Origin of the sequence: Yersinia sp. 2466 StPb PI (assembly GCF_041538325.1) — a bacterium.
In the GTDB taxonomy this organism is placed as follows: domain Bacteria; phylum Pseudomonadota; class Gammaproteobacteria; order Enterobacterales; family Enterobacteriaceae; genus Yersinia; species Yersinia enterocolitica_E.
In genome coordinates this window covers 3,556,712-3,579,307 of record NZ_JAULSL010000001.1, presented here as the reverse complement: position 1 = coordinate 3,579,307, position 22,596 = coordinate 3,556,712, and the positions used below count along the sequence as shown (strand labels likewise).

Below are 22,596 nucleotides of genomic sequence, written 5' to 3'. Positions count from 1 at the left end.
CATGCCCAAAATAGTATTTCTGCCCCATAAAGACCTTTGCCCGGATGGTGCAGTACTGGAAGCAACCCAAGGTGAGACGATACTCGACGTTGCCTTGCGCAATGGGATCGATATTGAGCATGCCTGTGAGAAATCCTGTGCCTGCACCACCTGCCACTGCGTGGTGCGTGAAGGGTTCGATTCCTTACCAGAAAGCAGTGAGTTGGAAGATGATATGTTGGATAAAGCCTGGGGTCTGGAGCCGGAGAGTCGCCTGAGCTGCCAAGCTAGAGTGACCGACGAAGACTTGGTAGTTGAGATCCCGCGTTATACCATTAACCATGCGCGGGAGCATTGATATGAGCTTAACGTGGCAAGATACTCGGGAAATCGGTGAAGCACTCTACGACAGATTCCCGGATACCGATCCGAAAACTGTGCGTTTTACCGATATGCATCAATGGATTTGCTCTCTGGAAGATTTTGACGACGATCCGCAGAAATCGAATGAAAAAGTGCTAGAGGCCATTCTATTAGTGTGGTTGGATGAGTTTGAGTGAGTATCGTAGGGTCGCGAAAGCGGCCTTTTTTGTACCTGATCTGATACCTTATACAAAGAAATATTATTGGGTCCGCCGCAGTCAACACAGGGCTGCGTATAACTAGCTGAATAACAGCAAAAAATAATAACGAGGTAATAATGACAACAGAATTGATGCAAGTATCCCTGTCGCATAATCCGGCAGATGCCCGTTGGGGCGAGAAAGCGCTGTTGAGTACCGATGCTGAAGGGATGACTATCCACCTGACGGACAACGGTAAATTAGGTGCGATTCAACGTGCTGCGCGCAAAATAGATGGGCAGGGAATCAAGCACATAAAACTGGCTGGCGAGGGCTGGGGGTTGGAGCAAAGTTGGGCATTTTGGCAAGGGTTCCGTGGGCCAAAAGGTCAGCGCAGCGTGGAGTGGGCAGAACTGCCAGAGAACGAAAAAACTGAACTGAAACAACGCATAAAAATTATCGATTGGGTGCGCGACACGATCAACGCACCGGCGGAAGACTTAGGTCCAGAGCAATTGGCTAAAAATGCCATTGATTTGATGTGTGCCGTCTCGTGCGATGCGGTCAGTTACCGTATTACCAAAGGCGAAGATCTACGCGAGCAGGGTTATGCTGGGATCTATACCGTGGGTCGTGGATCTGATCGTGCACCGGTATTGCTGGCCTTGGATTATAACCCAACCGGTAATCCTGATGCGCCGGTAATGGCCTGTCTGGTAGGTAAAGGAATTACATTTGATTCCGGCGGTTACAGCCTGAAGCAGAGTGCGTTCATGGACTCGATGAAATCCGATATGGGCGGTGCAGCCACCGTGATGGGAGCCTTGGCCCTGGCGGCGGCGCGTGGCTTGAAACAGCGTGTGAAGTTGTATCTGTGTTGTGCCGACAATATGGTTAGCGGTAATGCCTTTAAACTGGGTGATATTATCCGTTACCGCAATGGTAAAACTGTAGAAATCATGAATACCGATGCTGAAGGGCGTCTGGTACTGGCTGATGGCCTGATTGATGCCGCTGAACAAAACGCACCGCTGATTATAGATGCTGCCACTTTAACCGGTGCGGCCAAAACGGCATTGGGTAACGACTACCATGCTCTGTTCAGCTTTGATGATGAACTGGCACAAGCGCTGCTGAACAGCGCGCAAAGTGAACATGAACCTTTCTGGCGTTTACCGCTGGCGGAATTCCATCGCAGCCAGTTGCCATCTAACTTTGCTGAATTGAATAATGTGGCGGGCGCTGCCTACAGTGCGGGTGCCAGTACTGCCGCCGCATTCCTGTCGCATTTTGTGAAAAACTACCAACAAGGTTGGCTCCATATTGACTGCTCTGCCACTTACCGTAAAAGTGCGGTTGAACAATGGTCTGCCGGTGCTACAGGTTTAGGTGTTCGTACCATTGCTAATTTGTTGTTGGCGAAAGCAAAACAGTAAGTTTGGTGAATGAAGGGGCTAGCACACCCACGGGCACTCCGGCGGCTCACGCCGCTACGACCCGAACGGCGCGCTTCCCCTTCGTTTGGCTTTGTAAGCTACTAATGGGGCGCATTTACGTCCCTTTGTTCGATCTGCTTGACGTTTTTCGGAGTACAAGATGAGTTTGCTACAACCACCTGCCAATGATAACCATGATCACCACCATGATGAGGACCAGAGTCTGGAGTCGTTGCTAAAATTGGCGGCAACTGAGTCAATTTATCGCACTGCTTTTTTCCGCACGTTACTGGACGCCACGGTGTTAGTGCTGGTGGCCGGCTCAGAACCGGGCGGTGAGGATAGCGAGATGACCTTCACTGCGGGCAATGGGGTCAATATTCTGCATTGGGAAAAGCAGGATGGTGAATCAGTTATTCCTTTCTTCAGTTCGCCAGAAGTATTGCAACAGGCGCTGAGCCAGGCTGAGGATGAGCAAACTGACCTCGAAAAGCAGCCTTTTGTTGCTATGCCAGTACGAGTGTTATTTGAAATGACACAGGGTGCACATCTGTTCCTGAACCCGAAATCAGAACATGGCAAAGAGTTTTGGCCGCAAGAAGTGGCGATGCTATTGGAAAATGGCGGTTTAGCCCAACCGGCTGAAATGATGGTGGATAAAGAGAGCCAAATCTTGTTGGGCCAGCCGGAAGAGTATCCGGCGGCGATGGTTGATGCGTTGATCCAACTGTTCAGCCAGCGCAAACCGGTGCGGCGTGCTTTTCTGGCATTGATGCATGATAAAAGTGTGGATGAGCAAGCTAACTTACTGATTGGGTTAGAAGTGGATGGTTCGCCCGAAGAGATAGATCAGCTAATTCAGGAAGCGGGCAATGTGGCCAGTGACCATGCACCGGATGATCGCCCGGTCGATTTCTGTCTGGTTAATGAGAAAGAGCGTGGGGTAAGCCACTATCTGATGACCCATACGCAGGCGTTTTATCAGCGCCGTTGGGGCAGTTGGCTGAGAAATGTGATTCCCTCGACCAGCCATTAACTCGCTGTTGGCGGGTCAGGTTAGCTAGATATAGGAAAGGGAGCCGTAACTGGCTCCCTTTTTTGACACACCATTCTCATTGCTACATGAAGAACTTAACGTGTTATTTAGAAGGTGTAAGCAACGCCCATATTAATGGTCATTGGGGTCGCAATATTTTTACCTTTAGAGACTTTCACTTCAGAACCGATTGACAGGTTAGAGGTCAGGTTTACATTGACACCCACACCTGCGTTAGCTCTGGTCCCTTTCAGGCTGTTATCAAACATTTCGTTGTTAACCATCACCTTGTTGCTGGCCATCAGGTCATGATCCACTGAGAAGATAGCGTAAGGCTTAATTTCAGTACCACCATTCAACACAAAGCGATAACCGGTGTTCATCCCCAAAGTACTAGTGGTAGAACGTGCGCCTTGGCTCTGTGCTTCCATGCCGTTAGACAGTTGGTACTGGCTCTTGCCGGAGCTAAAGGTGTTCAGCGCGACATAAGGAGAGATATACATCTCATTGATATTGATATGTTTACCTACCTTCATGGCCAGACCCAGACCGGAGAAGTTAGTATTGCCGGTGGCGCTGCCGCCTTTAGCAGTCACACTGAGGTTCTGTTTAAACTGGTTAGTTTTCAGCACACCATTAATGTAATAACCGCTGTTAGCCAAATATTGCGCGTAAGCACCCAATGAGTTGCTTTCCACACTGCCGCTGCTCTGGTAATCAGATTTGATATTTGAGCTGCTGTAGCTGGCGAAGCTACCGATACTGAATACGGCATTACCTAAATCAATGGCTTTATCGCCACCTAAAGTCATGCCATTCAACTTCTGGTTGAAGTTGGCCGCTGTGCCTTTCACGTTATAGCTGTCGTTCAGGTAAGTGAGCCACACACCGCTTTCGTTAGCTGACGAACTTTGTTTATCCAAACGATTCTGAATTGAACTTAACTCAGCATTAAAGATAACCGGCATGGTATTGGCGACAGCCAGCACACCCGCGGTGCTTGGTGTCAGAGCTGCTTTATCGGCTACCAGTTTGAAGCCGCCTTGACCATTACTGACTAGGTTGTGCTTATAGTTACCCAGATCTACCGGGCCATTAGCCAGTGCAAAGCGCGCGTTATTGGTACCCTGTACATCAACGACATTCAGGTTAGCCGGAGCAACACCGCTGGCATCGATCTGAACGTTGAAATCACCATTGGCATCACCCGTTACATTCAGTGGTGCCGTGGTATGGCTGTGCAGGGCTGAACCTAAGTTAAAGCTACCGTTACCTGCCAATGAGTTCATGGTCAGTTGCGCTTTTGTTTGGCTCATATCGATAGAGCCGCCCGCTAGCGTGACATCTTTAAAGGCGAATTTAGCGGGTTTGCCATTCATGGCGCTAAAGGCCGCACGGGAAGTTGGGTGTAGCCTGACATAAGGTGCATCTTCGGCCACCAGCACCATGTTACCGGCTAAATTCAGGTCTGCATTCTGGGTTGCTGCACCGTCATGGACGCTCAGGAAGCTGCCTTGGTTGGCATCAATAGTCCCTTCGACTGCGGCAGTTTGGGTGAAAATGGTGGTACCGCCATTTAACTCCGCGTCTTTCAGCGAACTGTAGATCAGCGCATAACCGTCTTCAACCAGTATCTTATTGGCTTGCATGCGCGACTTAAGCTTCAAGATACCGCCGTTTACCGTGGTGTTGTCAGCTTTCGCATCGCCAATAACGGTGAATTCTGCACCGTTATTAACCGTGGTATAATGGGCGCTTGCGCTACCAGCAAGCTCGAAATGACTGTTATTCAGTTCGGTATGCTCGGCCGTGGCACCATCGTTAACAATGAACTTGCCGCCATTAATCGTCGTATACTCTGCTGTGGCACCGCTCGCCAAAGTGAAGGTACCGTTCTCAAGTGTGGTTTTATAAGCACTCGCCTTGTCATTAACCGTGAATTCGCCATCATTGATAGTCGTACGTATCGCTCCCGCACCAGCTTCAACGGTGAAAACACCGCCATTCAGCGTGGTATCTGCTGCGATAGCTTGGCTTTGCAGGGTTAAGTTCCCACCGTTGATGATGGCTTTAGAAATAACAGCTTTATCTTTGGCAGTAATGTCACCTTCACTGACCATATCACTGACAAAAGAATAATCTCCCGCTGTAACCTGGCCGCCTTTGGCAACAATAGCCCCTTCTGATTTGGCTCGTTCAGTCTCACTTATCCCTTTAAGGCTCAACTGACCTTCTGCACCAATATTGGTATTTTTATCCGTACCACCGTTATTTTCCATAATGCCTTTGGTGATAACAGTACTATTTGCCAACGCGCCAAGCGCCAACGTTACGGTGCCATCTTCGCTAATCACGCTGTTAATGATTTCGCCGTCTTTTTCCACATTTTGTGTGCCGCCTGATACTTGGGTATCGACTGCAAAGGTTCCGGTAGCGACGGTTTGCTGCTCAGTGCTGGCAATTTTTTGCTCAAATGCAGGTATATCAATAGTCGTAGTCGTTACTGTCTCTAAATTAGCTAATGCTGCTGCCGCATTGTTCATTTCTGTGGCGCTGGTGGCGAGCTTATCCGCAGCGTCAGTTTTAATCTTATTGGCAGCAGTAACCTTAAGCTCAATGTTATTAAAATCAGCGTCGGCAGACTGATGTTTCTTGGTTGCGTCATCAGCTACCTGCTGTGCTGCCGCTGCATTTTTGATGGCCTTTTGCGCGGCTTCAGCCTCAGTTTTTTTGTCCACAGGCGTGCTTGTATCATCAATCAGTTTTTGTAGCTCGTTGACGAGATCTGGTGTCTTATCATCCCAGGCTGCATTGACAGCTTTAATTGCCGTGGTTTTTTCAGTATCAAGTTGTTTTAAGTTATCTTCAGCTTGAATTTTTTCTTTCTCAGCGTTTTCAACACTTGTCTTAAGAAGAACGGATTTAACATTCAGGACTGCAGCATCAGCTTTTGCCTTGATGTTTGCTTTTTTGGCTTCTTCTTCTGCCTGTTTAGCAACAGCCAGCTCGTTGAACTTAGCTTGTTTATCGGCAAAATAAGCCGCCAGTTTTTCCTTTTGTTCCTGGCTAATCACACCTTGAGTCAGGTAATTGTGTACCTTAGTCAGAGTATTTTGGCTTGCTTGTTGCCGCTGTGTAACTGCCGTGGCTTTTTGCTCAAGTTCTGGCGAAATAGCTGAGTTATCGTTGGTTAATGACGCAGTAAACAGTGATTTGGCTTCTTCAGCGGTGAACTGGCCCGGTGCTTTGCTATTGAGCGAGGCTGTAAAAGCATCTGCTGCTGCTGCATTGAGTTTGTTTTTGTTGTCTTCGGTATCGTCTTTTGCATAAGCAACAACGGCCTCTAACTGCGTGATATTTTTTTCAAATACACCTTTAAATGAGTCTAGTTCTTTGTTCGCTTGTTCTTTTTGTGCCGGTGCTAATTTAGCAATGCTGGTTTCAATATCCTTAATCTGCTGCTGGTGATCCTGTCGCATTGTTGTAATTTGCGACTCAGCCTCGGCAATCATCTTTGGTGTAATTTTTGGGCTTTCAGGAAAGATGCTTTCCAGCAAGATATCTTCAGGGGCTTTGGTGTTAACCACCGGGGTGTTAGCGGGTATGGAAAAGCTGCCAGCATTGCCCATACCGAGAGTTGCACCGGGTATAAACGTAGATGTTGACGCAGCAATTGCCCCACCAGATATCAATGATGAGACCAAAATAGATAACGGCAATAAACGTGTGTTTAATGTGTTGCGATGACCCATGGTTTTATACATTCCTATTTACAGATGAATTTAAAAGACGAAATACTCAAGAGGGGTAATAACGACAAAATGTTGGATGAAATATAAAGAAGTAAGCTACCCATTCCTATTTATTAAAATATTAATTCGGGTGGTTTATATTAATTTGATTTTTAATTTTATTTTTTTGTGAGGATTTCCTTGTTTTTATGTTGATTTTATTGGTTTTTATTTTATGTTCTGCCTTGTCTTTCATTGGCGGATTGAATAATTTAATTTTTATTAAAAAAATATTAAATAGGTTTTTGGTGTGCGTTGTTTAGAAAGGGCGATATAAATGCGAGCCAATGCGCATTTTTTTATGAAGATAATCACTTGACTCTTCCCTCCCTATATTCCCTTTCATACCAATGCTATAATCTTGCTATCAGCCAGGGAGCAAAATATGAATCACAATGGTTTGCGTCGGTTAATGTCAGGAATTAAGGGGGGGCGGGCGGCTATATTGCTCGCTGCGGCGTTGTTATTAGCCGCTTGTGATGACAGCAATAATAAGGGCGTGGTCACACCGCCTGCGGCTCAAGCCAGTACCTCGGCGGCAAAAACACCGGCGAGTAAACCCACAGATACGGTGGTACTGGCGGAGCTGGCAAAACGCCATGCTGGTCAGCCGCTCACCTTGCTGGATGCCTCTGAGCTGCAACTTGACGGGGCCAGTGCCATGGTACTGACCTTCTCGCAACCACTGAATCCAAATCAGGACTTCGCCGCGCAGGTGCATTTGGTTGATACTGTCAGTGGCAACATCGACGGTGCCTGGGAGCTATCCGATAATCTAATGGAGCTGCGTTTACGCCATCTCAAACCGGAGCGTAAATTGCTGTTGACTGTCGACAGCACGCTGCAAGGGGTAGGTGGCGCGCAACTGGGTGCACAACAACAGCAACAAATCACCACGCGTGATATTAAACCGAGTGTCGGCTTTGCCAGCAAAGGCTCTTTGCTGCCGGGCAAACTGGCGCAGGGCTTGCCGGTGATGGCGCTCAATGTTGATAACGTCGATGTTAACTTCTTTCGCATTAAGCAAAGCAGCCTGGCTAACTTCCTCGCTAACTGGCAGAACCGCAGTGCGCTCTCTAACTGGGAATCGGACGAACTGCTGAAAATGGCTGATTTAGTCTATACCGGCCGTTTTGATCTCAATCCTGCGGTTAATACCCGTGAAAAGCTGTTGCTGCCCTTAGCCGATATCAAGCCGTTACAAGAATCTGGCGTCTATCTGGCTGTCATGCAGCAAGCCGGTCACTACAGCTATACCAATGCTGCAACCCTATTTACCCTGAGTGATATCGGTGTTTCGCTACATAGCTACCATAACCAGATGGATGTGTTCACTCAGGCATTAGCCGGTGGTGCGGCGTTGAAAGGCGTGTCACTGCAACTGTTAGATGATAAAGGCCAGGTGTTGGCTCAGGCCGAAACCGACGGCAAGGGCCATGCGCAGTTGGGAAAAAACGCTAATGCCAAACTGCTACTCGCCGCGCAAAATGGGCAGACCAGTCTGATCGACCTTAATGCGCCCGCTTTAGATCTGGCCGAGTTTGATATTGCCGGTCCAGAGGGTTTCCAGAAGCAGTTCTTTGTCTTTGGCCCCCGTGACCTGTATCGGCCAGGTGAAACCTTAATTGTTAATGGGTTACTGCGCGATGCTGACGGTAAACCCCTAACAACCCAACCAGTTAAAGTCGATATCCTCAAACCGGATAATCAAGTGGTGCGCAGCTTTACCTGGCAACCACAGGATGGCCTGTATCAATACCAATATGCCATACCTGAAGGTGGCCCAACTGGCGAGTGGTCACTACGCTTGAATGTGGGTGATAACCAGCCACGATTGTACAAATTCAAGGTAGAGGATTTTCTGCCAGAGCGTATGGCGCTCGATATTGCCACCAGTAAAGAACCGATCGCCACTGACAGTGAGGCTAACTTTGCCGTCACTGGCCGTTACTTATACGGTGCCCCGGCCTCGGGCAACCGTCTGCAAGGCCAATTATTCCTGCGCCCACTGCGTGAAGCTGTTGCCACACTGCCCGGTTTTGAATTTGGTTCGATTATCGAAGAGAACCTCTCCCGCACCTTAGATGAGTTTGATACCACCTTAGATAACGAGGGGCAGACAGATATTGCGGTGGATAACAGTTGGCAGCATGCCCAATCGCCGCTGAAATTGATATTACAGGCCAGCTTGTTGGAGTCGGGTGGGCGGCCAGTCACACGCCGTGCTGAGCAAGCGGTGTGGCCTGCTGAGGCGTTGGTGGGGATTCGCCCGCTGTTCAATAAACAGCAGGTTTATGATTACCGCAGTGACAGCTATAAATCACAGGCGATGGTGGATCAGGATACGCAGGCTGATTTTGAAATTATCTATGCAAATGCCAACGGCGAAAAGCTGGCCGCCAATGGCATCAAAGTGAAGTTGGTACGTGAGCGGCGTGATTACTACTGGCAGTGGTCAGAAAGTGATGGCTGGCAGTCGTTATTTGATAAAAAAGATCTGACTCTGGCAGAGCAAAGCGTGAATATCGCCGCCAACGGGAGCGCTAAAGTCAGTTTCCCGGTGGAGTGGGGCGCATACCGCATTGAGGTGAGTAACCCAGATAATGAATTGATCAGCAGTTCTCGTTTCTGGGCCGGTTACAGTTGGCAGGATAATACCGCTGGCAGTGGTGCGGTGCGTCCTGATCAGGTCAAATTAACATTGGATAAACCCGCTTACCGCCCAGGCGAAAAAGTGAAGTTACATATTGAAGCGCCAGCGGCGGGTAATGGCTATCTGCTGGTGGAATCCAGCGACGGCCCGCTGTGGTGGCAGGAAGTGACTATTCCTGCGGGGGGTGCAGAGGTCGAAGTGCCGATTAACAAAGAGTGGAATCGGCATGACCTGTATCTCAGTGCCACAGTGATTCGCCCCGGTGATAAATCACAACAGGCGACGCCAAAACGAGCGATTGGTTTATTGCATCTGCCGTTGGTGGATGAAACCCGCAAGTTGGCATTGCAATTGGATGCCCCCGAGCGTATCCGGCCCAATCAAACTTTAACGGTAAAAGTGAAGGCCAGCCGCAGTGGCGCGCCGTTGCCGGAGAAAGTGCAAGTTTTACTGTCAGCCGTTGACAGCGGGATCTTGAATATTACGGATTACGCCACGCCAGATCCTTACGATGCCTTTTTTGGCCGTAAGCGCTACAGCGCCGATCGCTATGATGTCTATGGGCAATTGATAGAAGGGCAAGGGCGTTTAGCCAGCTTACGTTTTGGTGGTGATGGTGATGAGGAAGATGCGCTGTCCCGTGGGGGCAAGAAACCCATTACCGAAGTGACTATTGTAGCGCAGCAAGCCCAACCGGTGACATTAAACGCGCAGGGTGAGGGTACCGTTGAGCTGGCGATTCCAGATTTTAACGGTGAGTTACGTTTAATGGCCCAAGCCTGGAGTGATGAAGATTTTGGCAAAGCAGAGTCGAAAGTGGTGGTGGCAGCACCATTGATTGCTCAACTGGCAGCGCCACGTTTTCTGGCCGGTGGCGACAGTACCCAACTGGCTCTGGACTTAAGTAATTTATCTGGTCAGGCACAAACCTTAGCGCTGAAATTGGCCGCCAGTGATTTACTGGCGCTAAATGGCGCGCAAACTCAGTCCGTTACGCTGGCGAACGGTGAGCGTAAAACGGTACTGATCCCGGTTCGGGCGCTGAACGGGTTTGGGCAGGGTGATCTTGGTCTGACGATCAGTGGCATGGTACTGCCAAATGAAGAACTGCCAGATTACCAGCATCATTGGAAAATTGGCGTGCGGCCAGCCTATCCGGCCCAAACGCGCCATTTCGCTAATGTGCTGCGCAGTGGTGAAAGCTGGAGCCTGCCTGAGCAGGCTACGGCGGGATTGAGTGCTGAAACATTGCAAGGTCAACTGCTGATAACTAGCCGCCCACCTCTCAACTTGGCACGTTATATCAGCGAGTTATACGCCTATCCTTATGGCTGTCTGGAGCAGACAGTCAGTGGACTGTATCCCTCACTGTACAGCAACCATGCACAGTTGACTGCGCTGGGTATTAAGGCCGATAGCGATGAAAAACGGCGACAGACGATTGATGTCGGGATTGAGCATTTGCTCAGTATGCAGCGCTACAACGGCGGCTTTGGTTTGTGGAGCAACGACAGCCCGGAAGAGTTCTGGCTAACCGCCTATGCCACTGACTTCCTCTACCGTGCCAGCCAACAAGGCTACAGCGTGCCTGCGGCGGCACTGACGGCGGCGAATACCCGATTACAGCGTTATTTACAGGATCCTAATCAGGTTGAAATTCGCTACAGCGAGCAAACCAAGCATACCCGCTTTGCGGTGCAAGCCTATGCGGGGCTGGTATTGGCGCAGCAGCAGCAGGCTTCGCTCGGCGCATTACGGCAGTTATATAGCCGTAACAGTGAAGCGCGTTCTGGCTTACCACTGGTGCAGTTGGGTGTGGCATTGAAATTGATGGGCGACATGCCTCGTGCCAAAGAAGCCATCACTCAGGGGCTAAATACCATACGCAGTGATAAGGATTACTGGCTGGAGGATTACGGTAGCCCGATACGCGATGATGCCCTTATTCTGGCACTGTTAACCGACAACAATCTACTGCCGCAAGCACGTGATAGTCGTCTGTTGGCCCTGTCTGATGCCTTGACCAGCCGCAACTACCTATCAACGCAGGAGAGCAATGCTATATTCCTTGCGGGGCGCACCTTGATGAATGGCGCTGAAACGCCGTGGCAGGTTGCTATCGCGCCACAAGCTGAGCCAATTGCGGATAGCGTGACGCTGACCCAAAGTACCGCGTTAAACCAAAACTGGTCGGCATCACAACTGGCTGCGGGGATGCAACTGCAAAATCGGGGTGATACACCATTGTATAGCCGCGTTGCAGTGGTGGGATATCCGCAGCAAACCCCGGCACCATTCAGTAATAATTTGCATATCACCCGGAGTTACATTGGGCTAGATGGCAATCCGTTGCAGTTATCACAACTGAAAAGTGGTGAGTTAGTCTTGGTGCATCTGGATGTTTGGGCCGATAGGCGGGTACCGGATGCGCTGGTGGTTGATTTGCTGCCTGCTGGTCTGGAACTGGAAAACCAGAATCTGGGCGATAGCAGCGCCAGTTTGGGAGAGAGTGCCAGCAGCGTGACTGAGCTATTACAGGATATGCAGCAATCGGATATCAAACATCAGGAGTTTCGTGATGACCGTTATGTCGCTGCCGTCAATGTCGATGGTTACCGTCACACCACGTTGCTCTATCTAGCGCGGGCGGTCACGCCAGGCCTCTACCAGGTACCTGCGCCACAAGTAGAATCGATGTATGTACCCGATTGGCGTGCGCTAGGGAGTACTCCAGCGCAGCTTGAAATCGTTAAGTGAATACTCACTTCCCCTGAGCGACGAAACAGTTGTCAGGGGAAGTAATACGATTCATGCGCAAAAATATCTATTCCCGCTATCGGCGTATGGGCTGGGCGTTGGTGCTTATCCTGGTGTTGTTTCCGGCCACTCTTTGGCTGGCAGATAGACTTTGGCCATTGCCTCTGGCCGAGGTCCAGGTCGCGCGGGTAGTGGTTGGTGAAGATGGTACACCGTTATGGCGTTTTGCCGATGCTGACGGCGTATGGCGTTATCCGGTGACGTTGAGTCAGGTTTCGCCGTATTATCTACAAGCACTGCTCACTTTTGAAGACCGCTGGTTTTACTCTCATCCCGGGGTAAACCCATTGGCGCTAGCGCGTGCCGCCTGGCAGGATCTGCGCGCTGGTAAGATACTTTCAGGTGGCAGCACGCTATCTATGCAGGTTGCCCGCTTGATCGACCCACATCCGCGCACGTTAGCTGGCAAATTGCGTCAAGTCTGGCGTACTTTTCAGTTGGAATGGCATTTTTCCAAAGTTCAAATTCTCGAAATCTACCTTAATCGCGCTCCATTTGGTGGCACCCTACAAGGGATTGGCGCTGCCAGTTGGACCTATTTAGCTAAGCCGCCCTCTCAATTAACCGCGGCAGAAGCCGCATTGCTGGCAGCATTACCGCAAGCCCCTAGTCGGCTACGTCCCGATCGCTATCCTCTACGGGCAAAGGCTGCTCGAGACAAAGTGTTAACCCGACTGGCGGATTATCAGGTTTGGACAGCAAAGGATGTGGCTGATATTAAACAAGAAGAGGTCTGGCTGGCACCGCGTCAGATGCCACAATTGGCTCCTTTACTGGCTCGCCGTTTAACCAGTGGTAATCAGCGCGAAGTGATCCACACCACACTTGATACCGGATTACAGCGCCAATTGGAAGATATGGCGGCGAGTTGGCGTCATCAATTACCTGAGAAAACCTCGCTAGGCTTGCTGGTGGTTGACCATACCACGATGAAGGTGCGTGCTTATCTTGGGTCGGTGGATTTTCAGGACAACAGCCGCTTTGGTCATGTGGATATGGTCAGTGCATGGCGCTCACCGGGGTCGACACTCAAACCTTTCCTGTATGCCATGGCACTGGATGACGGCCTGATCCATGCTGAATCTCTGCTTCAGGACGTGCCACGTCGCTTTGGTGATTACCGGCCTGGCAATTTTGATACCGGATTCCATGGGCCGGTCAGTGCTAGTGAAGCTCTGGTGCGTTCGCTGAATTTACCGGCGGTTCAATTACTGGAAGCCTACGGCCCAAAACGTTTTACCGCCAATTTACGCAATGGTGGTCTGAACTTACGTTTCCCCTCTCACAGTGAACCCAGTCTGGCGGTCATTTTAGGCGGAACCGGTTCACGGTTGGATCAATTGGTTGCCGCGTATAGCGCTTTCGCCCGTGGCGGAATGGCAGCAACATTGCGTTTTGAACCGCAGCAACAAATACAAGAACGGCGACTATTCTCACCGGGAGCGGCATGGATTACCCGGCGCATTATGGCCGGTGAAGCCAGACCATTACCGGATGACATTTTGCCAGCTACCGTGCCACTGGCATGGAAAACCGGTACCAGCTACGGCTATCGTGATGCTTGGGCTATTGGCATCAATGCACGTTATACAATAGGCGTGTGGGTGGGGCGTCCAGATGGCACTCCGGTTGCCGGGCAGTTTGGTTATGCTACTGCGATACCGATACTTAATCAGGTCAATAACCTGTTGATGGCAGGGTTACAGCAAAGCATTCGCAGGTTACCGTCAGATCCAAGGCCATCGTCAGTCAGTCGGGAAGAGATTTGTTGGCCGGGTGGGCAACCGCTAGCGGTTGGTGATAGCAACTGTCGACAGCGGCGTCAAAGCTGGGTGCTCGATGGCACGGTACCGCCCACACTGACCGCACCCGGCCAGGAAAATATGCAGGGTAGTCAACTCAGTATCTGGCTAAATCAGCAAGGCGAGCGGGTTGCCGCGGATTGCTTAGGAGCCAAGCCAACGCAAGTGGCCTTGTGGCCACTGCCAGTGGAACCATGGTTGCCACTGGCTGAACGGCGTAATCAACGGTTACCCGCAGCAAGCCAGCAATGTCCACCGCAAGGGGAAGGCAGTGCTGCACCATTGCTGATTTTAGGTATACGTGATGGTGCTGTAGTTAAGCGCTTACCTGGTCATAATAGCCTTGATCTGCGCCTGGTGGCGCAAGGCGGGAGAGGTCAACATTGGTGGTTCCTCAATGGGGAGCAGGTGGCGGTAACCGAGAATAATCAGTCATGGGTACAAAGCTTATCTGTGCCGGGCGGCTATCAGCTTAATGTATTGGATGAAAGTGGCCAGGTGGGTAATATAATGTTCCGTATGGAATAGTCATACTGATAAAATTAATTAATAACAATGGCTAATTAATTTTTGTATTTATCATTAAAATAACATCCCTGTGATAAATAAAATGATATCAATGCTTTTATTAGCCAGATAAAGTAATTACATCATGGTTTTTAGCACTGCTACTTATTGCTGGGGATTATTAGATGAACCATAATTACTTAATGATATTTTTCACGCTAATATTAACTGAAAACGTTTCTGCTCAACAGGGAAAAGTGTGTTTCTTTGCTAATAATAACTATACGGGAAATCAATTTGCGCGGGGCAGGGGCAAGAAGTAAGTGATCTTAAGGATGAATGGAATGACAAAATATCATCTATTTTTGTTCCCTCAGGTATGATTGTCACGGTTTATGAAAATAATGATTTCTCAGGAAAATTATTGACATTTAGAGATGATGTTGATTTATTTTCCTCTCGCAGTTGGGCTGATTTAAATAATGAGATTAGCTCCTTTAGAGTTCGAAGCGCTGCCTGTTTTTATGAGCAAGATAACTTTTTAGGTGAATCAATTTGCCTCTCTGGTAACGAGTACGTTGATCTGTTTAATAATACTGATCGCCGTAGGAAGCAATCACATATTTTAAACCCACTTAATGATCAAATTAGTTCGATAAAACTACCACAAAATACCCAAGTAACAGTTTATAAAAATGATAACTATAGTGGTGATTATTTTACTCTGACTGATGATTACTTAACTTTTGACTTAAAAAAAATAGGCATGGATAATGGAATTAGCAGTATTCATGTTTCTCAGCAAGAATATTTTATTTGCGATCAATATTGTGCTGTAAAAGATAGAGTTATTATCCCGATACAATACACCTTTGGTCGATATTGGGGTGATGAACGAATAGGTCCAAAACAAGCTTTGGTCAGTTTTGATTTGAATGATCAAGGTGATTATTCTATAGAAATAATCGGCGGTGGTATATTTAAAATAAGAGATCGTGAGGTTTTTTTTATTCATGAAAGCAGAAATAATAGTTCTATATTCAAATTGAGCAATGAAAGCGATACATTGTCAATGTTATCGACATTTAATGGTGGCTATTTCGAAGTTCAATTTATGGAGTCTATTGGTGAACAGGTAGTCTATTACTATCCACTGATCACCTATTTGTTTGATGCGGATAAAACGAGTGTTAAGTTTTTTATTAATAACGCAAATGAAACTCAACCATTAATTATAAATAAAATAGTGTTGACGGCTGAAAAAAATAAAAGTAGGGCAGGGCGAAGTCTGGTTGGAAAAACCGCTTGTTGGTTAGTTCCCCTGCTTAATATTTATAATTATGTTATCCAAGGGCGGTGTAATCAGGTAGACCGGTTTGTCACTAATGCTTATGATTTTTTCAATGGCGATAACAATAAGATATTACAAGTATCCGGTTCTTCGAAGCCCTTCCCTAAATTAATGACGAATGAAGCGTTGTCTGCTGATGTTTTTTTGACGGAGTTGTCAACTGAGCCGGTCGGTATATTGACTCAAATTAATTCTGATATGAACGGTAAATCATTGACAGTACCGGCCAGTGCACGGGCCTGTAAAGTTTCAATGAAAGATGAAGTGCTCCCTCATTTACGCTTTCGCCGCCAGCTTATTCCCCCCTGCATTGATTGGACATTGAATATTTTGACTGATTTTACACTGCTCTTTGGTGACAGTCTTGATAGTTGGAACGCTGAAAATTTTGGTCGGGTTATTGCGCGGATTATCAGCTCAGGTGATACCGGCTATGCGGCATTAGATACAGCGACCGATGCGCGGTTTATTGAAAGTGTCCGAACCTATATCGCGGAGAATATTGATAATATCGCCCTGTTAAAGACAGCATTTGATTTTTCACAACTTAGCTATGCTGTTTATTTACATCACAATAATCTGGATTTTAATGTCGAAACACCACAAGTAGCACAGCTACTACCTCAAGGGCGCTATGAGTTGGCACTGCAAAATTTCGAGTTTGTCGAAACCATCCCCAGAAGACGGCAACACAATCAATGGCTAGAACAGCCTGAAATGCACTTTGATATTGAAATCATTAGCGGCGCAACCGAAGGCACGCTGGCTGCCAGGCAACATGTCCTCGCAGATATCGAAGAATGGCAACGGCGCTACAGTGAGGCCGCGCAGACCTTAAAAAGCGCAACGAATATTGAAAATATTGGCAATCTCAATCCGTATGAGGGGATGGATGTGGTTATTTCTGCCTCGAATTTGGTGAGTGACGTGGTGCTGAGTTGGCTAATAACACCTCGTGATGATTATATCTATGTGATCGTTCGTCTATCAGGAGAGGTTATTAGCATCACGCTGGCCGTTGATATTAATGAGTTTGATGTTGGTGTCGCCGGCTCGCTGACTCATCCAGCTTATGTGCTATATCCAACGGCTGAAGGCGTTATCAGAGGCGCAGGTACAGCGGCTATCAGAGCATTAGCCGACTATTTAGCCAAAAAAGGGAAACGCGCACTGGTATCGGATGTGATCAGCCAACCTTCAGCCATTGTGAAAAAGAAGGTGGGCTTTCAATTTATCAATGAACTTTGATATTAATAACGTTTTACCTGCAAAGCACTGCGAGTATGGCAAACGGTTTTTTATACAAAGTGTGAGTTGTACGCAAAAATGAGTAATTAAGATAAATATTTTTTAATGAAATGTTGTGATTCCCGTATGCAAGCGTTAATCGCGCACTTATAATCGGCGGCCACTGTACAGGGGTCGGCATAATTTTGTAGTAAAGGAACCGTTCGCCAGCCAAGTTTATATCCTTATTTAGGGTAGTTAGCGGGGCGGGTTCCACGTCCGGTCAATATTAGAAATTCAATAGAGGTTATCATGGCTTTAGAACGTACTTTCTCCATCATCAAACCCAATGCTGTTATCAATAACGACATTGGTGCTATTTATGCGCGTTTTGAAAGTGCTGGTTTCGAAATCATTGCTGCAAAAATGCTGCGCCTGACCAAAGAACAAGCAGAAGGTTTTTACGCAGAACATAAAGGCCGCCCGTTCTTCGATGGTTTGGTTGAATTTATGACCTCTGGCCCAATTATGGTACAAGTTCTGGAAGGTGAGAATGCCGTTCAGCGCCACCGTGATATCATGGGGGCAACTAATCCAGCTAACGCACTAGCAGGCACTCTGCGTGCTGACTTTGCCGACAGTTTTACCGCTAACGCAGTACACGGTTCTGATGCGGTTGAATCAGCTCAGCGTGAAATTGCCTATTTCTTCGCTGCGGATGAGATTATTTCTCGTCGCTAATGAGTTGATTCTGTGTAGAAATGGCCAGGATTTAATCAACTGAAACAATAAAGTTGCCCGGACGCCTTTCCAATCATGGAATCCATGCTCTAAAATTCGTACAATGCCGCGCCCCGGTGGAGACATCTCTCCCGGGGCGCTCTATTATTTATTTATCGCCGTTTCGAAAGCCTATCCGGTTTAACACGCAGCGCCGTAAAGTGTAACAACGAGGCCACGACAACTCATGTCTGAACAATTATTAACTTCATCAGCACCAATTGATGCTGTCCCTACGCCAGACAACGCGCCCGCCATTGCCGCGCCCGTCACTGGCAAAATTAATTTGCTCGACTTAAATCGCCAGCAAATGCGCCAATTCTTTGCTGAAATGGGCGAGAAGCCTTTCCGTGCAGATCAGGTCATGAAGTGGATATATCACTATTGCTTTGATGATTTCGAGCAAATGACCGACATTAATAAAGTGCTACGCGCCAAATTGCAGCGGGTAGCAGAAATCCGTGCACCGGAAGTGACTGAAGAGCAGCGATCAACGGATGGCACCATTAAATGGGCCATCAAAGTGGGTGATCAGCAAGTTGAAACCGTCTATATCCCAGAAGGCGACCGCGCAACGCTGTGTGTGTCATCTCAGGTAGGCTGCGCACTGGAGTGTAAATTCTGCTCCACGGCACAACAGGGCTTTAACCGTAACCTGCGGGTATCGGAAATCATCGGTCAGGTATGGCGTGCGGCCAAAATTATCGGCGCAGTAAAAGCCACCGGTATCCGCCCAATCACCAATGTGGTGATGATGGGGATGGGTGAACCTTTGCTCAATCTGAATAACGTGGTGCCGGCCATGGATATCATGATGGATGACTTTGGTTTCGGCTTATCTAAACGCCGTGTGACCTTGTCTACTTCCGGCGTGGTTCCGGCGTTGGACAAGCTGGGTGATATGATTGATGTGGCGTTGGCTATCTCATTGCACGCGCCGACCGATGATATCCGCGATGAAATCGTGCCAATCAATCGTAAATACAATATTGAAACCTTCCTGGCTGCGGTACGGCGTTATTTGGATAAATCCAAAGCCAATGGCGGGCGGGTTACCGTCGAATACGTTATGCTGGATCACATCAATGACAGCGTGGAACAAGCTCATCAACTGGCGGAATGTCTGAAAGACACACCATGTAAGATTAACTTGATCCCATGGAACCCGTTCCCTGGCGCACCTTATGGCCGTAGTTCAAACAGCCGGGTGGATCGTTTTTCTAAGGTATTGATGGAATATGGTTTTACCACCATTGTTCGTAAAACGCGTGGTGACGATATAGATGCTGCATGTGGGCAGTTAGCGGGTGAGGTGATTGACCGCACCAAGCGTACCTTGAAAAAGAAAATGGCCGGTGAACCTATCGCTATTAAGACAGTCTGATTGAAAGTATTGATTTGTTCTATATAACTAATTGTTATTTAACTTATAATTTGTTAGATGCTCAATACTGAAAAAGCTATACCCTAAATAATTCAAGTCGTGAGTATTGCGAACGTGCATGACGCTTGAGGTATGACGGGTATCTTCACATATAAGGACAATTGAGAAAGCATGAAGCTGACAAGACTGTGGAGAGTTTGCCTGATTGTGACCGTATTGGCTGGTTGTTCCGGTTCATCGCCGGAAAAGGTTAGCCAACCCGCCGCCGGGCAGACGCGTTTACAACTGGGTTTAGAGTATTTGGCGCAGGGTGATCTTAATGCCGCGCGGCAGAATCTTGAGAAGGCTGTAGAGGCTGATCCACAGGATTATCGCGCTCAATTGGGTATGGCGTTTTACGAACAACGTATCGGTGAAAACAGTGCCGCAGAGCAGCGTTATCAGCAAGCGATGAAACTGGCACCTGGAAATGGCACGGTACTGAATAATTACGGTGCGTTTCTGTGTGGTTTAGGGCAGTATGTACCGGCCCAACAACAGTTTAGCGCAGCAGCGCTGCTGCCCGATTACGGTCAGGTGGCAGATAGTCTGGAAAACGCTGGATATTGCTTTTTACGGGCCAATCAAAATGACCAGGCTCGGATACTGTTGAGTCGGGCATTGAAGTATGATCCTGATAAAGGTGAGCCGCTGCTTGCAGAAGCTCAAAGGCATTTTGGAGAAGGGAATCGCGCTCAGGCGCAACTATTACTGGATGTTTACCAACATACACTTCCGGCCAGTGCTGAAAGTTTATGGTTACAAATTCGTTTCGCCGCGCTAGCAGGCCGTCAAGATAGTGTTCAACGCTATGGCAAGCAGCTTGCGCGAAGTTTTCCACAATCCAAACAGTACCAGCATTTTCTAGCTAATGAATACTGAAGCCTCCCAAGATCAAACAGTTCCAGAGACGACAGGTGTGCGCCTGCGTCAAGCCCGCGAAGCTCTAGGGCTAACTCAGCAGACGGTTGCAGAACGTCTGTGTCTGAAGGTATCCACAATCCGTGATCTTGAGGAGGATAAAGCGCAAGCTAATCTCGCCTCAACATTCCACCGTGGTTACATTCGTTCTTACGCCAAATTGGTTCACCTCCCTGAAGATGAACTGTTACCCATGTTGGAAAAACAAGCACCAATCAGGGCAACAAAAGTGGCCCCAATGCAAAGTTTTTCATTGGGGAAAAAGCATAAAAAACGTGATGGCTGGTTGATGAGTTTCACCTGGCTTATTGTGTTGGTTGTGCTGGGGTTGACAGGAGCATGGTGGTGGCAAAATCATCAGGCGCAGCAAGCAGAGATAGCCACTATGGCTGATCAATCCTCTGCCCAGCTGTTGCAAAATGGCGGGCAATCTGTGCCGCTGTCTGATGAGAATAGCGATCCTAACGCGCCGACCGATACCCAGGCTCCGATTGCGAATAGTCAGCCTGCCTCTACACCAACGGCAAGTGGTACTGCACCGGTAACAAACAGTACAGCACCTGTGGATACGGTAAATAACCGTGTCGAGACAGCAACTAATCAGGGAGCGACTCCGGCGGAGTCTGTGGTCGTTTCCCCGAGTCAGGCAGTTGTGCCTGATGCTTCTACCGCGCAATCACCACTACCTACAGCAGACGCTGGGGTAAATGGTGCGGCATCATCTGTGGGTTCATTGGTAATGAACTTCAAAGCTGATTGCTGGTTACAGGTTGTTGATGCGAGTGGAAAAACATTGTTTAGCGGTATCCAAAAAGGAGGCGCGACCCTCAACCTATCGGGGAAATCCCCTTATAAACTGACTATCGGTGCACCTGGTGCGCTGACAATCACATATCAGGGTAATCCGGTTGATTTGAGTAAGTTTATTAAGGCTAATCGCGTAGCCCGCCTGACTGTCGGTGTAGAGTAATATTGTGGTTTTGACAAACTATGTTGTGGTTCAGCTAAACCGCCACTGTAGTTTTGAAAAACTGCTTTGTTGTATAAACTACACGACTGTAAAGGAGAGTGTGTAATGCATAACGAACCCCCAATTATCCGACGTAAATCTACCCGGATTTACGTCGGTAAAGTGCCAATTGGTGATGGTGCGCCGATTGCAGTGCAATCGATGACCAATACTAAAACCACGGATGTTGCTGCGACTGTTGCCCAAATCGTAGCATTGCAACGTGTTGGTGTGGATATCGTGCGAGTCTCAGTACCCACCATGGAAGCGGCTGAGGCGTTTAAATTAATCAAGCAGCATAAAGACGTCATTGTGCCGCTGGTTGCCGATATTCATTTTGACTACCGTATCGCCCTGAAAGTGGCTGAGTACGGTGTTGATTGCTTGCGTATTAACCCCGGTAATATTGGCAACGAAGCCCGTATCCGAGACGTGGTTGCTAGCGCTCGCAACTACAACATCCCTATCCGTATCGGTATCAATGGTGGATCGCTGGAGAAAGATATTCAGGAGAAATACGGTGAACCTACGCCGGAAGCCCTGCTTGAATCCGCGATGCGGCATGTCGACATTCTTGACCGCCTCAATTTTGATCAGTTTAAAGTCAGTGTTAAAGCCTCAGATGTTTTCCTGGCGGTAAACTCCTATCGTTTGTTAGCCAAAAAAATCGACCAACCTTTGCATTTGGGTATTACCGAAGCGGGTGGTGCGCGCAGTGGTTCAGTTAAATCTGCCATTGGATTAGGTTTGTTGCTGTCTGAAGGTATTGGCGATACGTTGCGTATCTCGCTGGCGGCTGATCCGGTTGAAGAAGTCAAAGTCGGTTTCGATATTCTTAAATCTTTGCGTATCCGTGCCCGTGGGATTAACTTTATCGCTTGCCCAACATGCTCGCGCCAAGAGTTTGACGTTATCGGTACTGTGAATGCTTTAGAACAGCGGTTAGAAGATCTGATTACACCTATGGATGTCTCTATCATCGGTTGTGTGGTCAATGGCCCGGGTGAGGCTTTAGTGTCGACTATCGGTGTGACCGGTGCTCATAACAAAAGCGGTTTCTACGAAGATGGTGTTCGTCAAAAAGAACGCTTTGATAACAAAAATATGATTGACCAGTTGGAAGCCAAAATTCGGGCTAAAGCATCAATGCTTGATGCTAATAATCGGATTGTTATCAATCAATTGGATGATGAATAAACATCGTTGGTCATGGGTTGTCGGTCAGCACAAAAGCGGGTTTTAGCCCGCTTTACATTGCGCCTGTAGGGGTAACAAGTTGTCATCATTGAATATATGGGTGG

The 22,596-nt window shown here is 48.2% G+C and carries 12 protein-coding genes and 1 pseudogene; 12 read left to right on the top strand and 1 reads right to left on the bottom strand.

All coding sequences use genetic code 11. The features are described from left to right. Window position 1: 1 nt before the first annotated feature. The 4 genes from fdx to sseB all read left to right on the top strand — a co-directional run bounded on the left by fdx (window position 2) and on the right by sseB (window position 3,014). Window positions 2-337, top strand: coding sequence for an ISC system 2Fe-2S type ferredoxin (fdx, locus tag Q2T72_RS16180; RefSeq protein WP_004713939.1), 336 nt, complete (start codon window positions 2-4; stop codon window positions 335-337). A 1-nt stretch (window position 338) separates the two neighbouring features. Next, on the top strand, window positions 339-539 hold the full coding sequence (gene iscX, locus Q2T72_RS16175; protein WP_372559672.1) for a Fe-S cluster assembly protein IscX: 201 nt from the start codon (window positions 339-341) through the stop codon (window positions 537-539). A 140-nt stretch (window positions 540-679) separates the two neighbouring features. Next, window positions 680-1,978 carry an aminopeptidase PepB gene (pepB, locus tag Q2T72_RS16170; RefSeq protein ID WP_372569470.1) on the top strand — a complete coding sequence of 433 codons (1,299 nt, stop codon included), beginning with the start codon at window positions 680-682 and terminating at the stop codon, window positions 1,976-1,978. A gap of 160 nt (window positions 1,979-2,138) precedes the next feature. Continuing rightward, entirely contained in the window at window positions 2,139-3,014 is an 876-nt protein-coding gene (sseB, locus tag Q2T72_RS16165) for an enhanced serine sensitivity protein SseB (RefSeq protein ID WP_372569469.1), read from the top strand. Between the two features lie 107 nt (window positions 3,015-3,121). Here sseB and Q2T72_RS16160 read toward each other — a convergent pair whose 3' ends face one another. Then, window positions 3,122-6,766, bottom strand: coding sequence for an autotransporter outer membrane beta-barrel domain-containing protein (locus tag Q2T72_RS16160; protein WP_372569468.1), 3,645 nt, complete (start codon window positions 6,764-6,766; stop codon window positions 3,122-3,124). A gap of 424 nt (window positions 6,767-7,190) precedes the next feature. Here Q2T72_RS16160 and Q2T72_RS16155 point away from each other — a divergent pair, with 424 nt between their 5' ends. From Q2T72_RS16155 to ispG, 8 genes and pseudogenes are all read left to right on the top strand, one after another. Beyond that, entirely contained in the window at window positions 7,191-12,215 is a 5,025-nt protein-coding gene (locus Q2T72_RS16155) for an alpha-2-macroglobulin (RefSeq protein ID WP_372569467.1), read from the top strand. Between the two features lie 53 nt (window positions 12,216-12,268). Further along, entirely contained in the window at window positions 12,269-14,605 is a 2,337-nt protein-coding gene (gene pbpC / locus Q2T72_RS16150) for a peptidoglycan glycosyltransferase PbpC (protein WP_372569466.1), read from the top strand. Window positions 14,606-14,769: 164 nt separating this feature from the next. Further along, window positions 14,770-17,183 (top strand): annotated as a pseudogene (locus tag Q2T72_RS16145) (peptidase inhibitor family I36 protein). 291 nt (window positions 17,184-17,474) lie between these two features. Next, on the top strand, window positions 17,475-17,903 hold the full coding sequence (ndk, locus tag Q2T72_RS16140) for a nucleoside-diphosphate kinase (RefSeq protein ID WP_083163189.1): 429 nt from the start codon (window positions 17,475-17,477) through the stop codon (window positions 17,901-17,903). Between the two features lie 226 nt (window positions 17,904-18,129). After that, the gene (locus Q2T72_RS16135; protein WP_083163193.1) at window positions 18,130-19,326 is read left to right on the top strand and encodes a bifunctional tRNA (adenosine(37)-C2)-methyltransferase TrmG/ribosomal RNA large subunit methyltransferase RlmN; all 1,197 of its coding nucleotides are present in this window, start codon (window positions 18,130-18,132) and stop codon (window positions 19,324-19,326) included. A gap of 171 nt (window positions 19,327-19,497) precedes the next feature. Next, window positions 19,498-20,247 (top strand): type IV pilus biogenesis/stability protein PilW, encoded by a 750-nt coding sequence (pilW, locus tag Q2T72_RS16130; RefSeq protein WP_083163195.1) that lies wholly within the window; start codon window positions 19,498-19,500, stop codon window positions 20,245-20,247. Beyond that, window positions 20,237-21,256 (top strand): cytoskeleton protein RodZ, encoded by a 1,020-nt coding sequence (gene rodZ / locus Q2T72_RS16125; protein WP_083163197.1) that lies wholly within the window; start codon window positions 20,237-20,239, stop codon window positions 21,254-21,256. The genes pilW and rodZ overlap by 11 nt, the downstream gene beginning before the upstream one ends. 105 nt (window positions 21,257-21,361) lie before the next feature. Then, window positions 21,362-22,492: a flavodoxin-dependent (E)-4-hydroxy-3-methylbut-2-enyl-diphosphate synthase gene (ispG, locus tag Q2T72_RS16120; protein WP_372569465.1), complete on the top strand. Its 1,131-nt coding sequence runs from the start codon at window positions 21,362-21,364 to the stop codon at window positions 22,490-22,492. Window positions 22,493-22,596 lie beyond the last annotated feature (104 nt).